Here is a 16,989-nt window from a genome sequence, read left to right on the forward strand (position 1 = left end):
ATGGTGAATCCGCGTTGCGCCGGAGCGTGACGCTCGGCGCCCGCGACGGAACGCTGGAGATTGCGGGGGAGGACGGCGACACGCGCGTCGCCCCCGCCGATCTCGTCTTCATCGAAAGCCGCCCCGAAGAGCGGGTCTACGGACGGAAGGATGTGCTCGGCTGGCGGCTCGGTGTTCCCGAACCCGCTACCGACGAGATCGCCGCGCTGCTTCCGAACGCGGCGCATTACGGCGGCTGGATCGACCGCATCGGCCTGTGGCGGGCGAGCGCCATCGGCCTTGCGGTATCGGCGGCGGTGCTGTTCGCGGTCTACCAGCTGCCGCACTGGCTGGCCCCGCTGGTGCCTGACCGCGTGATGAAGAGCTACGGCGATGCGATGGTCGGCGATTTCGGCGGCAAGTTCTGCACAGGCCCGGGCGGTCAGGCCGCGCTCGACGCGCTCACCCGGCGGCTCGCGCCCGATGTGAAGGGGCTCAACGTCCGCGTCGTTGATCTGCCCATCGTCAATGCCGCCGCACTTCCGGGCGGCAATATCGTGATCTTCAACGAGCTGCTGAAAGAGGCAAAGAGCCCCGAGGAATTCTCCGGCGTGCTCGCACACGAGATCGCGCACATAGAAAACCGCGACGTCGCCGAGGCAATGGTGCGCGAGCTTGGGCTCGGCCTTGTGCTGACGACGCTCGGCGGCGATGTCGCGGGCAACGTCCACGGCCTTCTCTCGCTCAGCTACAGCCGCGATGCGGAGGGCGACGCCGACGCCGAATCGATCGCGATGATGAACCGCGCGCACATATCGCCCGCGCCGACCGCAGGCTTTTTCGAACGGCTGGCGAAGGCCGAGGACACGATCGGCGGCGCGGACATGCTCGTCTACCTCTCCTCGCATCCGATTTCTAAGGGGCGTGCCGCCGCGTTCCGCAAGGGCGCCAAGGGCGAGGCTTACACCCCCGCGCTGTCCCGCGACGAATGGGACGCGCTCGTCGATATCTGCCATAACGATCCCGACCGGCAAGACTGACGACAGGAGTTCCATGCCCACGATCACGTCGCGCGGCGGCATTCCGCTTGCCTATGCGCACCGCACGGGAACCGGCCCGACATTCGTGTTCCTGCCCGGCTACATGTCAGACATGGAGGGCGGCAAGGCGCTCGCCGTTGACGCGTGGTGTGCCGAAAACGGCCGTGCCTGCCTGCGGCTCGATTATTCGGGCTGCGGCGCGAGCGGCGGCGCCTTCAAGGACGGCACGCTGACGCGCTGGCGCGACGACGTGCTCGACGTGATCGCGGCGGCCGCGCCGGAAGGCCCGCTGGTGCTGATCGGCTCATCGATGGGGGGCTGGCTGATGCTGCTCGTCGCGCTTGCCATCCCGGAGCGTATCTCGGCGCTCGTCGGCATCGCGGCCGCGCCTGATTTCACCGACTGGGGCTTTTCCGACGCTCAGAAGGCCGCCTTCGCACGCGGCGAAGACCTCGTAGAGCCATCCGCCTATTCGGAAGAGCCCTATGTCACCACCGCCGCCTTCTGGCGCTCGGGCGAAGCAAACCGGCTGCTCGCCACGCCGATCCCGCTCACCTGCCCCGTCCGTCTGTTGCACGGGCAGGCCGACCCGGACGTGCCATGGTCCGTCTCGCTCCGGCTTGCCGAGGCGCTCGGTTCAGCCGACGTACAGACGCTGCTGGTGAAGGACGGCGACCACCGCCTGTCGCGGCCGCAGGACATTGCCCTGCTGCTGCGCGTGATCGAGGACCTGTAGATGCCGATGCTTGCCGCCCTGATGCTGATGCAGGTCGTCGCGCCGCTGCCTGCCTCGCCCGATGCCGCCACGACGCCAAGCGAACAGGCGCTGTATGCGGACTGCGTGCGCGCTGCGAACGAAGGCGTGCCCGGCGCCATCGACGCGGCGACGCAGTGGAAGAACGGCACCGGCGGCGTTCCGGCGCGCCACTGCCTCGGCCTTGCCTACATGGGCGCGAACCGCCCTGCGGACGCGGCGCGGGCGTTCGAGGATGCGGCACGCGTGGCGGAGGCGCAGGGCAACCCCGCCGCCGCCGAGCTATACGGGCAGGCAGGCAACGCGCTGCTGCTCGCCGAACAATATGCGCGCGCCGAGGTTGTGCTCAGCAACGCGCTCGTCCTCGCGGCGCGGCGCGGCGGCAAGGCGAAGGGCGAATTGCTGATCGACCGCGCCCGTGCCCGTGAAGCGCAGGGCAACAGCCCCGGCGCCCGCGTCGATCTTGAAGAGGCGGTCACCCTGGCGCCGGACGAGGCTGCGGGATGGCTTCTGCTCGGCGTGCTTGCCCGGCGCGAGGAGCGACTGGCCGATGCACGCCCGGCGCTCGCCAACGCACTGCGCCTCGCGCCAAGCGACCCCGACGTGCAGGTGGAGGCTGGCAACATGGCAGCGATGGACGGCGACTATGCAAAGGCGCGCGCATTGTGGAACGCTGCCGTGAGGGCCGCGCCGGGCACGCCTGCCGGCAAGGCCGCCGACGCCGCGCTACTCAGGAACCCCGAGTAACCCTACTCGCCCTTCGGCGGCAGTTCCCACGGCGTGAACGAGGACAGGCCGCAGCTTCCCGTCGTCATCTTCGTGGTCGTATCGAACGTCGTGATGATGTCGCCGCGGCAGTATTGCGCGATCGATGTGCTGTGCCGGAAGGCATCGTGCTTCAGGCCCCGGCAGCTTTGCGGGAAGTCCATCCGGTAGATGCGGCTGCCGCGCATGTGGAAGAAGGCGACATAGTCGTTCACGGCTTCCACGCGATCGACATCGCGCAACTGGATGCAGGTCACGGGTTCGCCGACAGCCTTGCCGGGGACAGCCGCAAGCGCCTCCTGACGCGCCGGGCCATCGTTCGCGGCGCATCCCGCAAGAGCGACCGCTGTGAGCAGAAACAGGCTACGCATGTGTTCAATCTCCATTGATCCCCGCAGGCCGAAACTAGCAGAGCGACAAGGGGTTTAGTAGCCCGCCGCCTGCCCGTCCTTGCGCATTTCAGAGGCGCCCCAGTAGACGTGCGTGTCCGGATCGCGCCAGATCGCCTGATAGCCGCCGAACGGCCCGGTCGTGTAGCGCACGGTATGGCCGCGCGCGCGCAGCGCTTCCGCGACCGACTGCGGCACACCCGATTCGATTTCAAGGACGCCGCCATCCGTCATCGGCGCGCCGCCTTCAGGATCGGTGGAGCCGTCGTGGTGGAAGCGCGCCGCGTCCCCCGCTGCCTGCACGCCCATGCCGAAATCGATCATGTTCACCACGATCTGCGCGTGACCCTGCGGCTGCATGGCGCCGCCCATCAGGCCGAAGCTCATCAGCGGCTTGCCGCCTTTCGTGAGGAACGCCGGGATGATGGTGTGGAAAGGCCGCTTTCCGGGCGCGTAGGCGTTGGCTTGCTTCGCATCGAGATTGAACTGGGCGCCGCGGTCCTGGAACATGAAGCCGAGCGTGCGGCCTTGCCCGTCGTCCGGCACCAGCCCCGAACCCATGCCGCGATAGTTGGACTGGATGAGGCTCACCATCATCCCGTCCTTGTCGGCGACCGTCATGTAGATCGTGTCTTTGCCCGCGCCTTCGATGGAAAGGCCGGGCATGTCGGTCTTCGCCGCGTGCGCCATGTCGATCGTCGCGCGCTGCTTTGCCGCGCGGTCCTTGGAAAGGAGCTGCGCGAGCGGGATTTTCACGAAAGCGGAATCCGCATAGAAACGCGCGCGGTCGGCGAAGACACGCTTTTTCGCCTCGACGAACACGTGCCAGAAATCCGGTGATGCACGTCCCATCGCCTTCAGGTCGTAACCTTCGAGGATATTCAGCATCTGCAGAGCAGCGATCCCCTGCCCGCTGGGCGGCAGTTCCCATACGTCGTAGCCGCGATAATTGACCGAAACGGGATCGACCCATTCGGATTGATGCGCGACGAAATCCGCGAGTCGGTGAGGCGCGCCGATGCGGCGGAAATACTGGTCCATCGCCTGCGCAAGGCTGCCCTTGTAGAAGGCGTCGCGACCGCCTTCGGCGATTTCGATCAGCGTCAGCGCGAGATCGGGGTTCTTGAACACCTCGCCTTCCTTCGGCGCCGCGCCGCCGGGCATGTAGACCCGGCGCATGTTCTCGATCTCTTCGATCGCGCCTGCCTTCGCGAGTTTCTCGAAGTTCGCGATGCCGCGCGCCCAACCGTCGGCGATAAACTCTGTGACCGGGAAACCCTGCTGCGCGTAACGGATGGCGGGCGCGAGCACACGCTGCATCGGCAGCTTGCCGAACTTGCCGTGCATTTCGAACCAGCCGTCGACCGCGCCCGGAACCGTTACCGAGAGCGCACCCCAATCCGGCACCGTGCCGTCCCGGTCGCCCACCGCGCGCGGCAGCTTCGCGATGCGCGCTTTCAGTTGGCCGAGGCTTTGCCCTGAAGGCGCGCGGCCCGAAGCGTTGAGGCCGTGAAGCGTGTTTGTTTTCGGATCCCAGATGATCGCGAACAGATCGCCGCCGATGCCGTTTCCGGTCGGCTCCATCAGGCCAAGCGCCGCGTTCGCCGCGATGGCCGCATCGACGGCGCTGCCGCCCTGCTTCAGCACATCGAGCGCCACTTGCGTTGCGAGCGGCTGGCTGGTTGCCGCCATGCCGTTCACGCCAAGCACGGCGGAGCGCGTGGCGTGCAGCACGCCTGAAGCGCGGTCTCCCTGATCCTTCAGCACAGGCTCAGCCGCAAAACCGGCAGAGGACAGCATGACGGCACCCATCGCAAATCCAGCCAGTCGCTTCATGAAACCCACGTCCTCTATCGGAAATTGTCCTTCGCCGTGCGCCGCGCCGCGAGTTCGGCAACATCCTGGGCGCGCGTGAATGGATTCGTCGCACGTTCGAGACCGATGGTGGAGGGCACGGTCGGCTCCCCACGTGCGCGCATCGCGAGAACCTCCGCCTGACGCTCGGCGATCGCCGTGTTCTCAGGCTCGGCGGTGAGCGCGTAGCGCCCATTCGATTCGGTATACTCGTGCGCGCAGTACACACCCGTCTCATCGGGCAGCGCCATCAGCTTGCCGAGGCTGTCGAACATCTGCGCAGCCGTGCCTTCGAACAGCCGCCCGCAGCCCATCGCGAACAGCGTGTCGCCGCAGAACAGCGCGCCGTCGAAGCTGTAGGCGATATGCCCCGCCGTGTGGCCGGGCACGTCGATAACGCGGCCTTCGGCCCCGCCGATCGCCACAGAGTCGCCTTCGCTGACAGCACGATCAATACCCGTGATCTTCGCCGCCTCGCCCACCGGGCCAGTGACGGTGCAGCCAGTCGCGGCCTTGATCTCGGCATTGCCGCCGACGTGATCCGGGTGCCAGTGCGTGTTCAGGATCTGCGTGATCCGCCAACCGCGCGATGCAGCTTCAGCCAGCACAGGCTCAGCGACCGCCGGATCGATCACCGCCGTCTCGCCGCTCGCCGCGTCGTGCGCGAGCCAGATGTAGTTGTCGGAAAGCACCGGGATGCGGACGATCTCGAGCATGGCCATCTACCAGACGCCCGTGTTGGGCATCGAGGCCCACGGCTCGGCGGGCGCCTTCGCCTCTCCCTTCTGCAGCAGTTCGACCGAGATGCCGTCCGGCGAGCGCACAAAGGCCATGCGGCCATCGCGCGGCGGGCGGTTGATGGTGATGCCGCCATCCATCATGCGCTGGCAGTCCGCGTAGATATCATCGACCTCATAGGCGAGGTGGCCGAAGTTGCGACCGCCGGCGTAGACTTCCGGGTCCCAGTTGAAGGTCAGCTCGACCTGCGCATCCTCGTCGCCCGGCGCGGCGAGGAAGATGAGCGTGAAGCGTCCGGCCTCGTGGTTCATGCGGCGAATCTCGCGCAGTCCGAGAAGCTCGTAGAACGCAAGGCTCGCTTCGAGATCGCTGACGCGCACCATGGTGTGGAGATATTTCATGCGGCTGCCTTTTCCGCCCTGAGCGGGCGCCCTTCATAGTCTTCGAAACAGCGGACCACCCAGTCCGGCACCGGCGCGGGTGCACCGCGCGATTCTGCGACGTTCACCGCCACCTGCTCGCCGACCGCACGCAGATCATCCGCCCCCGCGCCATGAATCTCGAAATCCACGATGATGGAGCTGCTGCCGATCCGCCGGCAGCGCAGGCAGATGTCGATCATCTCATCGAGAAGCACCGGCTTCTTGTATTCGACAAGGTTGCGGGCGACGTGGAAGTCCGGCCCCATGCCGGTGGCCGACAAGGCGTAGATGCCTGTGGCGCGCCAGTACTCGGTGATGCCGATATCGAGATATTCGAGATAGCGGGAGTTGAAGACGATACCCTGCGGATCGCATTCCGCGTAGCGGACGCGCTTGGGGAACGAGAACCGGAAATCGGCGCGCGGCATGGAGCCCTTTCTTCGTTCAGCTGTTGTGCAGCGGCAAGACGCGATAGAATGCGACGAAACCGCTTATGGGGGCATACAATGGCCGCTGACACGACCAACCGCAACTCATCACTCATCATAGCCGCCGCCGTGCTGGCGATCGGCGTCATCCTCGGCGGCTATCTGCTCGGCGACGGGCTGAAGCGCGCACGCCTTGCCGACCGTGCCGTTATGATGCGCGGGCTCGCCGAGCGCGACGTGACCGCCGACCTCGCGACGTGGACGATCCGCACGCTTTCAACGGGCAATAATTTCGAAGCCGTGCAGGCCGATGCCGCCCGCGACGCGGACGCGATCCGCGCCTATCTCGGCGAGCACGGTTTCAGCGGTACGGACATCCAGCCGGCGGGCATCAGCGTAAACCAGTGGAACAACAACGGCATCGACCAGATCCAGGTGCGCCAGCAGTTCCGCCTGCGCACCACGAAGATCGCCGAAGCCAAGACCGCGCACGCCGGGCAGGCCACACTCCTCGCGCGCGGCGTCGCGCTCGAAGACGGCGGGCCTTCGATCGCCTACAGCTTCACCAAGCTCAATGACGTGAAACCCGCGATGATCGCGGAAGCCACCAAGGACGCGCGCAAAGGCGCCGAACAGTTCGCCAAGGATTCTGGCGCGAGCGTCGGCGGCATCCGCTCGGCGAGCCAGGGCTATTTCTCGATCCAGTCACGCGACGGCGACTCAGGCGGCCCGGCCGATGCATCACCCGAACAGAAGGTGCGCGTGGTGACGACGGTAGAGTTCTACCTGAAGGATTGAGGCACGGCCCCCTCCCTTAGAGGGAGGGGCTAAATGCGAATTCAAGCGTCGATGATGCGCGTTAGCCGCGTGATGTCGGCGTCGAGCTCGCTGTCGTCGGCGCGCAGTTCCTCGATGCGCTTCACGGCGTGCATCACGGTGGTGTGGTCGCGCCCGCCGAAGCGGCGGCCGATGTCGGGGAGCGAACGCGGCGTCAGGCGCTTGGCGAGGAACATCGCCACCTGACGCGGCCGCGCCACTTCGCGCGCACGGCGCGCTGACAGAAGATCGCTGAGCTTTATCGCGTAGTAATCCGCCACCTTGCGCTGAATTTCGTCAATCGTGACCTTGCGGTCGTGCGCCTTCAGGACGTCGGCAAGCACCTGCCGCGCGAAATCGAGGTCGATCGGCTTCCCGACCAGCGTCGAGTAAGCGACGATGCGATTAAGCGCGCCTTCGAGTTCGCGCACGTTGGAGGTGATCTTCCGCGCGAGGAAGTCGATCACGTCCTCGCCCACGGTCGCGCCCGGCATCCGCTTCATCTTTTCGAGAAGGATGCTGAGCCGAAGCTCGTAGTCGGCGGGGTTGATGTCGGCGACAAGGCCCCATGCGAGGCGCGAGAGGATACGGTTCTCGATGCCTTCGAGGTTCTGCGGCGAACGGTCGGCGGTGATGACCAGCCGTTTCCCCGCCGAGATGATCTCGTTCATCGTGTGGAAGAACTCTTCCTGCGTCGAATCCTTGCCCGCGATGAACTGCACGTCGTCGATCATGAGCAGGTCGGCGGTGCGCAGCTTCTGCTTGAACGACAGCGTATCCTTGTCGCGCATCGCCGAGACAAACTCGACCATGAACTTCTCGGCCGACATGTAGACGACGCGGGCGCCGGGCATGGAATTGCGGATCTGCCAGCCGATGGCGTGCATCAGGTGCGTTTTGCCGAGCCCGGTGGTGCCATGGAGGAACAGCGGGTTGAAATCGATCGGCCCACCCTCGGCAACCGTGCGCGCGGCGTTATAGGCGAGTTCGTTCGCCTTGCCGACGACGAAGCTATCGAACGTATAGCGCGGCTCCAGCGCAACGCCGAATGCCGGCGCCTCACGCACGGCCGCAGGGACGGCCAAGGGTTGCTCCAGCTCGGGCGCGATCGCGGTCCTGAGACCGTTCTCGACAACGATGCGGACGTGCTGGATGGTCGCCGACTGTGCCGCCCAAAGCAGCCGCAGCCGCTCGGCGAAGTGATTGCGAATCCAGTCCGCCGTGAAGTGTGTGGGTGAACCCAGCGTCACCGTATCGGCATCGACGCTGACCAGCGCGAGTGGTTTCAGCCAGCTATCGTAGGTGCGGGTGCCGTACTCGGCGCGCAGATGCGCGCGAATCGTCTGCCAGATCGATTCGGCCGAATCGGTGCCGGACAGGAACATGGAGACGCCCTGCGCCGAACCGCGACCAGCAATCGCCGATACGACTCGTTCACCCGCCTGCTTGCCTGTCATATCCCCCAAAACCTAGCATCCTCAGACAAAGGCACGCACGGCGACTCGCCGAACGCAAAACGTACGAAAACAGCATCGCCCCACCGTGCATCCGGTGGGAACGCGGCTTACTCTTGCGTCACTTTGGGGAAGGAGCGAACTCCCCTTTGGCGCGAGGCCGGAGGTACATTAGGCAGGCCCCGGACGGGCTTTCAAGGGACTCCGCGTGCAACGAAAATGAAATAAAAGATTTGACAAGGACGACCGCCGATTCGCCGCTTCGGCCCCCTCGAAAGGCATGGTCCGTGACGCATATGGAACGAATCGAGAATGTGTCCCAAACTAAAACGCCGCCGGAATCCGGCGGCGTTTGACCCTTGAATTCAAAGGATTTTCAGGCGAGCGCCTTCACGCGCTTGCTGAGTCGCGAGATGGTCCGCGCAACGGTGTTCTTATGAAGAATGCCCTTGGTGACACCACGCATCATTTCCGGCTGCGCCGCCTGCAGCGCGGCGGCGGCTTCATCCTTCTTGCCGCTCGCAAGCGCGGTCTCGACACCCTTCACGAACGTGCGGATGCGGCTGACCCGCGACTTGTTGATCGCCTGACGGCGGGTGTTGCGACGGATGCGCTTGCGCGCTTGCGGTGTATTCGCCATCGAGTCCTCAAATGATCCTGATCCGGACCGGCGCACAGGCCGGCTGGACGCGGGAGAACCCGCGACCGGGAAAGCGGGCCTCCTACTAGGCGCCGCTGCCCTCGTCAAGCACGCTTTGCCGCCGCCTTCCTCACAAGTTTCGGGATATACAGCGGCGGACCCGCCGATAGGCTCGCCAAGCCATGACCAGCAAGGACGAAACCGTGGGAACAAGCCTGGGCGCCATGCTCGCCGCCGCGCGCACCGAAGGCGACGCGGCGCTCTACACGATTACCGAGGAATGGATGCAGGGACGCACCACCTATGGTGGGCTCTCCGCAGCGCTGTGCCTCGCCGGAACGCTCTCCGCGCACGCGGACCTGCCCCCGCTCCGGTCTGCGCAGGTCGCCTTCATCGGCCCTGCGGGCGGTGATGTGACGACGTGCAGCCGCGTGCTCCGGCAGGGCAAATCAATGACCTTCATGGAGGCCGATCTTCGCCAGGGCGAGGCGCTCGCGACGCGGAGCCTCTTCGCGTTCGGCCGCAGCCGCGAATCGGTCATCAACCTCTACCATTTCCCGATGCCGGACGTGCCCCCGCCTGATGCGTGCGAGCTGCTGTGGCGCAAGCGCACGCCGCTCAACTTCCTGCAGCAGTTCGATGCGCGCATGGCCTTTGGCGGCCGCTCCGCCGACGGCACCGGCAACGGCGACATCGCCTACTGGTTTCGCCTGCGCGACCCCTCCGGCATTCCGCCCGCCGTGCGCCTGCTCGCGCTCGCCGACACGCCGCCGCCCGCCGTGATGCCGATGTTCAATGATTTCGCGCCCATCAGTACCGCGACATGGCAGATGGAGGTGCTCGACACCGAGGCGAGCGGCGAAGGCTGGCACCTCATCCGCTCCACGGCGGAAACCGGCGCGAACGGCTACACGTCGCAAACCATGGGCATGTGGGACGAAGGCGGCCGCCCCGTGCTGGCGGGGCGGCAGATGGTGGCATTGTTCGGGTGAAGCGGCCTCAGCGACCCGTGAACTTCGCCTCGCGCTTCTCCAGAAACGCGGCCATGCCTTCCTGCTGATCGGCGGTGCCGAACAGGCCGTGGAACAGGCGGCGCTCGAAGCGGACGCCTTCGGACATCGTCGTCTCGTAGGCGCGGTTCACGGTTTCCTTCGCGGCCATCACCGCGAGCGCGCCGTAGTTTGCGATCTGCTCGGCCGCCTTGATGGTCTCCTCCATCAGCTGCTCGGGCGGATAGACACGCGCGACGAGACCGATGCGCAGCGCCTCCTCGGCATCGATCATGCGGCCGGTGAGGATCATGTCCATCGCGACCGCCTTGCCGACGAAGCGCGTCAGCCGCTGCGTGCCGCCCGATCCGGGGATGACGCCGAGCTTGATCTCCGGCTGGCCGAACTTCGCCTTCTCGCTCGCGAAGATCGTGTCGCACATCATCGCGAACTCGCAGCCGCCGCCGAGCGCGAAGCCGTTCACCGCCGCGATCACGGGCTTGCGCGTGCGCGTCAGTTCCTCCCACGTCGCGGTGATGAACTCTTCCGCGTAGACGACGGAGAAGGTCTTCGGCTGCATCTCCTTGATGTCCGCGCCCGCTGCGAACGCCTTGCCGTCGCCGGTGAGGATCATCGCGCCGATATCGGGATCGGCCTCGAAGGTGCGGAGCGCGGCGGTGATCTCGCTCGTCAGCTGGTGGTTCAGCGCGTTCAGCGCCTCGGGCCGGTACATGGTGATGATGCCGACGCGGCCGCGCGTTTCCACCTTCAGGCACTGATATTCGGACATGGGCTGGTCTCCCCTATTTCTGACAGGATGGGCAATAGAAGCTGGAGCGTCCCGACTGGACGATGCGCGCGACAGGGGCGGCACAGCGCACACAGGCCTCGCCCTCGCGGCCGTAGACGCGGAATTCGTGTTGAAAGTAGCCGAGCTCGCCGGCCACCTGGCGATAATCGCGCAAGGTTGAGCCACCCGCCGCGATGGCACGTTCGAGCACCTCGGGGATCGCGGCCGCAAGTTTCGCAAGCTCCGTGCGCTTTACCTTGCCGCCCTCGCGCGTCGGCCGGATGCCCGCATCGAACAGCGCCTCGCACACGTAGATGTTGCCAAGGCCCGCGATCAGCCGCTGATCGAGCAGCAGCGCCTTCACCGGCGCGAAACGTCCCTTGAAGCCCGCGAGATCGACCGGCGCGCCGAGCGGCTCGGGGCCGAGTCCCTTCATGAGAAAATGACTGTCGAGGTCGTCCGTCGGCACAAGATGCACCGATCCGAAGCGGCGCGCGTCGTTGAGCACGGCGCGGCGGCCTTCGTCGGTCTCGATCACGATATGATCGTGCTTCTCATCGGTTTCGGGATCGACACGCATCCTGCCCGACATGCCGAGATGCAGGATCATCGTGTCGCCGCGATCGGTGTCGATGAGGCCGTATTTGGCCCGGCGCCGGATGCCGGTGACGACCGCGCCCGTCAGCCGCTGACGCAGGTCCGCTGGGATCGGCCAGCGCAGGTCCGGCCGCCGTGCCTCGACGCGTGCGAGGCGGCGGCCTTCGAGGACCGGCCTCAGACCGCGCATCACGGTTTCGACTTCGGGAAGCTCAGGCATCGAAGAGGCGTCTATGCCGCGTTTACGAAGGGGGCAAGCGTGGGCTAAGGGCAAGGGCAATGTCGGAAACAGTCTCATACGGCTTCCAGGAGGTCGACCCCGAGGAGAAGACGCGGCGCGTCGGCTCCGTCTTCGCGCGCGTCGCGGCGCGCTACGACCTGATGAACGACCTGATGTCGGGCGGACTGCACCGGCTGTGGAAGGACGATTTCGTCCGCGCCGTGAACCCGCGCCCCGGCGAGCGCATCCTCGACATGGCGGGCGGCACCGGCGACATCGCTTTCCGCATGGCGAAGCGCGGTGCGAGCGTGACGGTCGCCGACATCAACCCGGCGATGCTGGACGTGGGCAAGGATCGCGCGAAGAAACGCGGCATTGAAGGCCTCGACTGGTCCGAACAGAACGCCGAGGTGCTGAGCTTCGATGGCGCCGGCTTCGACGCCTACACGATCGCGTTCGGCATTCGGAACGTCACCGACATCCCGGCGGCGCTCCGCGAGGCGTACCGCGTGTTGAAGTTCGGCGGGCGCTTCTTCTGCCTCGAATTCTCCCGCTGCGAGTGGCCCGTGTTCGCCGACGTTTACGATCGCTATTCGATGAACGTGGTACCGAAGATCGGCAAGGCGGTGGCACGCGATGAGGAGGCTTATCAGTACCTCGTCGAATCGATCCGCCGTTTCCCGGATATGTCCACGTTCAAGTCGATGATCGCTGACGCGGGCTTCGCGCAGACCACGGCGCGGCCCATCCTCGGCGGCGTCGTCGCCATGCACAGCGGCTGGAAGATTTGACCGCCGGCATCGTCCATGCCTTTCGGATGCTGCGCTGGGGCCGGACGCTCGCGCGGCACGGCGCGCTGCGCGAGATCGAGACGGCGCCGCAATCGCCGCCGCTGCTGCGCCGGATCGCAAAGCTCGCCCGGTTCGGCACGGGCGCGCCCGAAACGCCGCACTATGCCGACGCCTTCCAGGTGCTCGGCCCGGCCGCGATCAAACTTGGGCAGGCGCTCGCCACGCGCCCCGATCTCGTCGGGCCGGATGCCGCGAAAGACCTGACCCGGCTGCAGGACAACCTCCCACCCGCGCCGTTCGCCGCCGTGAAGGCCTCGATCGAGGAGGCCTTCGGCGTTCCGCTCGAATCGCTCTATTCGCGGTTCGACGAAGTGCCCGTCGGCTCCGCATCGGTCGCGCAGGTCCACCGCGCCGTCACCATTGATGGCCGCGCCGTCGCTGTGAAGGTGCTGAAGCCGGGCATCGAGGCCGATTTCGCCCGCGCGATCGAGACCTATGAATGGGCCGCCGTCCGCGCCGAAACGATCGGCGGCGAGCTTGCCCGTCTGCGCCCACGCGCCACGATCGCCTACTTCCGCCGCTGGGTGGAGCGCGAGCTGAACCTCCGCATGGAGGCAGCGTCGGCGTCCGAACTCGCCGCCGCGCTCACCCCCGAAACCGGCTTCGTCGTCCCCGAGGTGGACTGGGCGCGCACCAGCCGCCGCGTGCTCACCATCGCGTGGATCGACGGCGTGAAGCTCACCGACCTCGCCGCCGTCGACGCGGCGGGCATCGACCGCAAGGTGCTTTCGCAGACGCTCGTCCGCAGCTTCCTGCGGCAGGCGATCGGCCACGGCTTCTTCCATGCCGATCTCCATCAGGGGAACATGTTCGCTTTGCCCGACGGACGGCTCGCCGTCGTCGATTTCGGCATCATGGGCCGCATCAACCGGCAGGCGCGGCTCTGGCTCGCCGAGATCCTGCACGGCCTCCTCACGGGCAACTACGCGCGCGTCGCCGAGATTCATTTCGAAGCGCAGTACGTGCCGCCGCATCACGACATGGCCGAGTTCGAAACTGCACTGCGCTCGATCGGAGAGCCGATCCGCGGCCTTCCGGTGAAGGACATCTCGATCGGCAACATGCTCGACGGGCTGTTCGCGGTCACCCGCCAGTTCGACATGGTGACACAGCCGCACCTTCTGCTGCTCCAGAAGACGATGGTGATGGTGGAAGGCGTGGCGCTGGCGCTCGATCCCGACGTCAACATGTGGGAAATCTCCGGTCCCTTCGTGGGCGACTGGATGCGCGACGAACTCGGCCCCGAAGCCGTCGTCGCCGATCGGATCGTCGAGAGCGTGCGCGCACTCGCAAGGCTTCCCGATCTCCTGAAACGCCTCGAAGCGATGGTCCCCAACCCGGGCGCCGCGCCGCCCTTGCCGCCGCTCGCCCCCCTGCCCGCCCCGCGCGGCATTTCGCGCACGGCATGGCTGCTGCTCGGCGCCGGCATCGGCGTGGGCCTTGGCTGGCTGGCGATGACGCTTTAGGGTCCGGCGCGTGGGCAAACGCATCCTCCTCATCCTCTCAGGCGGCATCGCCGCCTACAAGGCGCTGGAACTCGTACGGCTACTGAGGAAAGACGGCATTGCAGTGCGCGCGGTGCTCACCGAAGCCGCGCAGCAGTTCGTAACGCCGCTCAGCCTCGGCACGCTCACCGAAGACAATGTTTACACCGATCTCTTCGACCTGAAGGACGAGCGCGAGATCGGGCACATCCAGCTTTCGCGCCAGGCCGACCTCGTCGTCGTCGCGCCTGCAACCGCCAACATCCTCGCGAAGATGGCGGGCGGCATCGCCGACGACCTCGCGACGACGCTGCTGCTAGCGACCGACAAGCCGGTGCTCGCCGCGCCCGCGATGAATGTCCGCATGTGGCTGCACCCCGCGACGCAGCGCAATATCGCGCAGCTCCGCGCCGACGGCGTCACCATCATGGAGCCCGATGAAGGCGACATGGCCTGCGGTGAATACGGTCCCGGCCGTTTGCCCGAACCCGAAGCGATCCTGGCGTCGATTCGCGCCATGCTCGCAGCGCCGCTCAGCGAAGCGCAGGGCGCCACCGCGCGTTTCGGTGAGAACCCGCCGCCGCTCGCTGGAAAACACGTTCTCGTCACCGCCGGGCCGACGCACGAACCGATCGACCCCGTGCGCTACATCGCCAACCGCTCGTCGGGCAAACAGGGCTTCGCGATCGCTGGCGCGCTTGCAGCGCTGGGAGCGAACGTAACGCTCGTGGCCGGCCCCGTGACGCTCGCGACGCCGCCCGGCGTGCGCCGCGTGAACGTGGAAACCGCGCGCGAGATGGCCGAAGCGGTCGATGCCGCGCTTCCCGCCGACGCCGCCGTGATGGTCGCCGCCGTCGCCGACTGGCGCGCCGAAGCGACGGATCAGAAGATCAAGAAAGACAAAGGCGGCCTCAACGCACTCCCGCTCGTCGAGAATCCCGACATTCTCGCAGGCCTTTCGAAATCGCCGAAGCGCCCCGGCCTTGTCATCGGCTTCGCCGCCGAGACCGAAGCGGTCGTCGAGCACGCCAAGGCCAAGCTCGCGCGCAAGGGCTGCGACTGGATCGTTGCCAACGACGTGTCCGGCGATGTGATGGGGGGCAGCCGCAACCGCATCCACATCGTAAGCCCGGACGGTGTCGAGGATTGGCCGGACATGGAAAAGGATGCCGTCGCCCGGCGCCTTGCACAAAGGATCGCAGATGAACTCACCGATTGAAATCCGCCTGAAGCGCCTGCCCCACGGCGAAGGCCTGCCCATCCCAGCGCTCGCGACGCGCGGCGCTGCGGGCATGGACGTGGTCGCCGCGGAAGACGTCATCGTCCCGCCGGGCGGCCGCCATGCCGTCGCCACCGGCTTCGCCTTTGCGATTCCCGAGGGCTATGAGGTGCAGGTGCGCCCGCGCTCCGGCCTTGCGCTCAAGAACGGCATCACCTGCCTCAACACGCCCGGCACGATCGATGCGGACTATCGCGGCGAGGTGAAGGTGATCCTCGCCAACCTCGGCGCCGAGCCCTTCGCCGTGAAGCGCGGCGAGCGTATCGCGCAGCTCGTCGCCGCGCCTGTGCAGCAAGCGCACTTCGCGGAGGTCGACGACCTCGACGAGACCGCGCGCGGCACCGGGGGCTTCGGCTCGACGGGCCGATAACGCCGACATTGAGCCTTACAGACCAACAACTCGAACGCTACGCCCGCCACATCATCCTGAAGGAAGTCGGCGGGGCGGGCCAGGCGAAGCTGCTCGCCGCCCGCGTCGCCGTCGTCGGCGCGGGCGGGCTCGGCAGCCCCTGCATCCAGTATCTCGCGGCGGCGGGTGTCGGGCACCTCACGGTCATCGACGACGATGCCGTCGACCTGTCCAACCTCCAGCGCCAGGTCTTGCACGGCACCGACGACGTGGGCCGCGCCAAGACGGAAAGCGCGGCGGATGCCGTCGCCCACCTCAACCCGGACGTGGCCGTGACGCAGCACCGCATCCGTCTCGATGCCGCGAACGCCGCGACGCTCCTTGCCGGCCACGACGTGATCGCCGACGGTTCCGACAGCTTCGAAACCCGCCGCGCCGTCGCCGATGCCGCGCTCGCGCTGCGCATCCCGCTCGTCGCCGCCGCCGTCGGGCCCTTCGAGGGGCAGATCGCCACTTATCGCGGCTGGGAAGCGGACAAGCCCTGCTGGCGCTGCTTCGTCGGCGACGCTGCGGACCGCGAGGGTGCGACCTGCGCCGAGGCTGGCGTGCTCGGCGCGCTCACCGGCGTGATGGGCGCGATGCAGGCGCTTGAGGTGATCCGCGAGGTCGTGCCCTTCGGCGATTCGCTTGCCGGACGGGTTTTGCTGTATGATGCGCTCGGCGCCCGGGTACGAACCGTGCGGCTGCCGAAGGACCCCCGATGCCCGTCATGTGGAAAAGCGTGAAACAGCAAGGTCTTGCACTCATCTTTGCCGAGGCGAACCACGCGCGCCTGCACGGCGGGCTCAGCCTCGCCCTCGCCGCTGCCGCGCTTGGCCGTCCCGTGCGGCTGTTCTTTCAGGGCGAAGCGGTCTGCGCGCTTCAGGCGGAACGCCACTGGGCAGGCGACAAGTCTTACAAAGCGGGCGGGCTGCCGCGCCTGTCCGATCTTCTCGATCAGGCCATCGGCCTTGGCCTGCCAATGATGGCGTGCGAATCAGGCATCCACCTCTGTGGCCTCAGCGCGCCGAACCTCATTCCCGGCATCGAAACGGGGGGCATGGTCGCCTTCCTCGCCGATGCACGTGAGGACGAACTCCTCTTCGTCTAAA

The 16,989-nt window shown here is 66.7% G+C and carries 20 protein-coding genes; 11 read left to right on the plus strand and 9 right to left on the minus strand.

Going from position 1 to position 16,989, the window contains the following annotated elements:
- Nucleotides 1-26: 26 nt before the first annotated feature.
- The 3 genes from AAC014_RS05940 to AAC014_RS05950 are packed head-to-tail and all read left to right on the plus strand — an operon-like array spanning nt 27 to nt 2,520.
- Entirely contained in the window at nt 27-1,019 is a 993-nt protein-coding gene (locus AAC014_RS05940; RefSeq protein WP_339705505.1) for a M48 family metallopeptidase, read from the plus strand.
- Nucleotides 1,020-1,032: 13 nt separating this feature from the next.
- Nucleotides 1,033-1,755, plus strand: coding sequence for an alpha/beta hydrolase (locus tag AAC014_RS05945; RefSeq protein ID WP_339705508.1), 723 nt, complete (start codon nt 1,033-1,035; stop codon nt 1,753-1,755).
- Nucleotides 1,756-2,520 carry a tetratricopeptide repeat protein gene (locus AAC014_RS05950; RefSeq protein WP_339705511.1) on the plus strand — a complete coding sequence of 255 codons (765 nt, stop codon included), beginning with the start codon at nt 1,756-1,758 and terminating at the stop codon, nt 2,518-2,520.
- A gap of 2 nt (nt 2,521-2,522) precedes the next feature.
- Here the strand turns inward: AAC014_RS05950 and AAC014_RS05955 are convergent, their stop codons facing one another.
- Genes AAC014_RS05955 through AAC014_RS05975 form a run of 5 tightly spaced genes read right to left on the minus strand, consistent with a single transcriptional unit; the run spans nt 2,523 to nt 6,369 of the window.
- The gene (locus AAC014_RS05955; RefSeq protein ID WP_339705514.1) at nt 2,523-2,909 is read right to left on the minus strand and encodes a DUF6491 family protein; all 387 of its coding nucleotides are present in this window, start codon (nt 2,907-2,909) and stop codon (nt 2,523-2,525) included.
- Between the two features lie 54 nt (nt 2,910-2,963).
- Nucleotides 2,964-4,763, minus strand: coding sequence for a gamma-glutamyltransferase family protein (locus tag AAC014_RS05960; protein WP_339705517.1), 1,800 nt, complete (start codon nt 4,761-4,763; stop codon nt 2,964-2,966).
- A gap of 14 nt (nt 4,764-4,777) precedes the next feature.
- On the minus strand, nt 4,778-5,497 hold the full coding sequence (gloB, locus tag AAC014_RS05965) for a hydroxyacylglutathione hydrolase (protein WP_339706569.1): 720 nt from the start codon (nt 5,495-5,497) through the stop codon (nt 4,778-4,780).
- 6 nt (nt 5,498-5,503) lie between these two features.
- Entirely contained in the window at nt 5,504-5,920 is a 417-nt protein-coding gene (locus AAC014_RS05970; protein WP_339705520.1) for a VOC family protein, read from the minus strand.
- Nucleotides 5,917-6,369, minus strand: coding sequence for a thioesterase family protein (locus AAC014_RS05975; protein ID WP_339705523.1), 453 nt, complete (start codon nt 6,367-6,369; stop codon nt 5,917-5,919). The genes AAC014_RS05970 and AAC014_RS05975 overlap by 4 nt, the downstream gene beginning before the upstream one ends.
- A gap of 78 nt (nt 6,370-6,447) precedes the next feature.
- Here AAC014_RS05975 and AAC014_RS05980 point away from each other — a divergent pair, with 78 nt between their 5' ends.
- Entirely contained in the window at nt 6,448-7,167 is a 720-nt protein-coding gene (locus tag AAC014_RS05980) for an SIMPL domain-containing protein (protein ID WP_339705526.1), read from the plus strand.
- Between the two features lie 41 nt (nt 7,168-7,208).
- Here AAC014_RS05980 and dnaA read toward each other — a convergent pair whose 3' ends face one another.
- Nucleotides 7,209-8,570 carry a chromosomal replication initiator protein DnaA gene (gene dnaA / locus AAC014_RS05985; protein ID WP_339706571.1) on the minus strand — a complete coding sequence of 454 codons (1,362 nt, stop codon included), beginning with the start codon at nt 8,568-8,570 and terminating at the stop codon, nt 7,209-7,211.
- A 445-nt stretch (nt 8,571-9,015) separates the two neighbouring features.
- Entirely contained in the window at nt 9,016-9,279 is a 264-nt protein-coding gene (gene rpsT / locus AAC014_RS05990; protein ID WP_339705529.1) for a 30S ribosomal protein S20, read from the minus strand.
- Nucleotides 9,280-9,461: 182 nt separating this feature from the next.
- Between rpsT and AAC014_RS05995 the strand changes: the two genes are divergently transcribed.
- Entirely contained in the window at nt 9,462-10,271 is an 810-nt protein-coding gene (locus AAC014_RS05995; protein ID WP_339705532.1) for a thioesterase family protein, read from the plus strand.
- 7 nt (nt 10,272-10,278) lie between these two features.
- Here AAC014_RS05995 and AAC014_RS06000 read toward each other — a convergent pair whose 3' ends face one another.
- A complete protein-coding gene (locus tag AAC014_RS06000; RefSeq protein WP_339705535.1) occupies nt 10,279-11,058 on the minus strand; it encodes an enoyl-CoA hydratase in 780 nt (259 codons plus the stop codon).
- 13 nt (nt 11,059-11,071) lie between these two features.
- Nucleotides 11,072-11,875 (minus strand): bifunctional DNA-formamidopyrimidine glycosylase/DNA-(apurinic or apyrimidinic site) lyase, encoded by an 804-nt coding sequence (gene mutM, locus AAC014_RS06005; protein ID WP_339705538.1) that lies wholly within the window; start codon nt 11,873-11,875, stop codon nt 11,072-11,074.
- Between the two features lie 59 nt (nt 11,876-11,934).
- Between mutM and AAC014_RS06010 the strand changes: the two genes are divergently transcribed.
- The 6 genes from AAC014_RS06010 to AAC014_RS06035 are packed head-to-tail and all read left to right on the plus strand — an operon-like array spanning nt 11,935 to nt 16,988.
- Complete coding sequence (locus AAC014_RS06010; RefSeq protein ID WP_339705541.1) at nt 11,935-12,666, plus strand: class I SAM-dependent methyltransferase; 732 nt, start codon at nt 11,935-11,937, stop codon at nt 12,664-12,666.
- Nucleotides 12,663-14,192, plus strand: coding sequence for a 2-polyprenylphenol 6-hydroxylase (gene ubiB / locus AAC014_RS06015; RefSeq protein WP_339705544.1), 1,530 nt, complete (start codon nt 12,663-12,665; stop codon nt 14,190-14,192). The genes AAC014_RS06010 and ubiB overlap by 4 nt, the downstream gene beginning before the upstream one ends.
- A gap of 10 nt (nt 14,193-14,202) precedes the next feature.
- Nucleotides 14,203-15,429, plus strand: a complete 1,227-nt coding sequence (coaBC, locus tag AAC014_RS06020) for a bifunctional phosphopantothenoylcysteine decarboxylase/phosphopantothenate--cysteine ligase CoaBC (protein WP_339705547.1) — start codon at nt 14,203-14,205, stop codon at nt 15,427-15,429.
- Complete coding sequence (dut, locus tag AAC014_RS06025; RefSeq protein WP_339705550.1) at nt 15,413-15,859, plus strand: dUTP diphosphatase; 447 nt, start codon at nt 15,413-15,415, stop codon at nt 15,857-15,859. The genes coaBC and dut overlap by 17 nt, the downstream gene beginning before the upstream one ends.
- An 8-nt stretch (nt 15,860-15,867) precedes the next feature.
- Nucleotides 15,868-16,623, plus strand: coding sequence for a molybdopterin-synthase adenylyltransferase MoeB (moeB, locus tag AAC014_RS06030; protein ID WP_339705553.1), 756 nt, complete (start codon nt 15,868-15,870; stop codon nt 16,621-16,623).
- Entirely contained in the window at nt 16,620-16,988 is a 369-nt protein-coding gene (locus AAC014_RS06035) for a DsrE/DsrF/DrsH-like family protein (protein ID WP_339705555.1), read from the plus strand. The genes moeB and AAC014_RS06035 overlap by 4 nt, the downstream gene beginning before the upstream one ends.
- Nucleotide 16,989 lies beyond the last annotated feature (1 nt).

Origin of the sequence: uncultured Sphingosinicella sp. (assembly GCF_963974575.1) — a bacterium.
Lineage (GTDB): Bacteria > Pseudomonadota > Alphaproteobacteria > Sphingomonadales > Sphingomonadaceae > Sphingosinicella.

Coding starts and splice junctions, on each gene's coding strand:
- mutM (WP_339705538.1), bottom strand. CDS start 11,875: ATGCCTGAGCTTCCCGAAGTCGAAACCGTGATGCGCGGTCTGAGGCCG.
- AAC014_RS06000 (WP_339705535.1), bottom strand. CDS start 11,058: ATGTCCGAATATCAGTGCCTGAAGGTGGAAACGCGCGGCCGCGTCGGC.
- AAC014_RS05975 (WP_339705523.1), bottom strand. CDS start 6,369: ATGCCGCGCGCCGATTTCCGGTTCTCGTTCCCCAAGCGCGTCCGCTAC.
- rpsT (WP_339705529.1), bottom strand. CDS start 9,279: ATGGCGAATACACCGCAAGCGCGCAAGCGCATCCGTCGCAACACCCGC.
- AAC014_RS05970 (WP_339705520.1), bottom strand. CDS start 5,920: ATGAAATATCTCCACACCATGGTGCGCGTCAGCGATCTCGAAGCGAGC.
- AAC014_RS05995 (WP_339705532.1), top strand. CDS start 9,462: ATGACCAGCAAGGACGAAACCGTGGGAACAAGCCTGGGCGCCATGCTC.
- AAC014_RS05945 (WP_339705508.1), top strand. CDS start 1,033: ATGCCCACGATCACGTCGCGCGGCGGCATTCCGCTTGCCTATGCGCAC.
- gloB (WP_339706569.1), bottom strand. CDS start 5,497: ATGCTCGAGATCGTCCGCATCCCGGTGCTTTCCGACAACTACATCTGG.
- AAC014_RS05960 (WP_339705517.1), bottom strand. CDS start 4,763: ATGAAGCGACTGGCTGGATTTGCGATGGGTGCCGTCATGCTGTCCTCT.
- dut (WP_339705550.1), top strand. CDS start 15,413: ATGAACTCACCGATTGAAATCCGCCTGAAGCGCCTGCCCCACGGCGAA.
- AAC014_RS05950 (WP_339705511.1), top strand. CDS start 1,756: ATGCCGATGCTTGCCGCCCTGATGCTGATGCAGGTCGTCGCGCCGCTG.
- AAC014_RS05955 (WP_339705514.1), bottom strand. CDS start 2,909: ATGCGTAGCCTGTTTCTGCTCACAGCGGTCGCTCTTGCGGGATGCGCC.
- dnaA (WP_339706571.1), bottom strand. CDS start 8,570: ATGTTCCTGTCCGGCACCGATTCGGCCGAATCGATCTGGCAGACGATT.
- AAC014_RS05980 (WP_339705526.1), top strand. CDS start 6,448: ATGGCCGCTGACACGACCAACCGCAACTCATCACTCATCATAGCCGCC.
- AAC014_RS06010 (WP_339705541.1), top strand. CDS start 11,935: ATGTCGGAAACAGTCTCATACGGCTTCCAGGAGGTCGACCCCGAGGAG.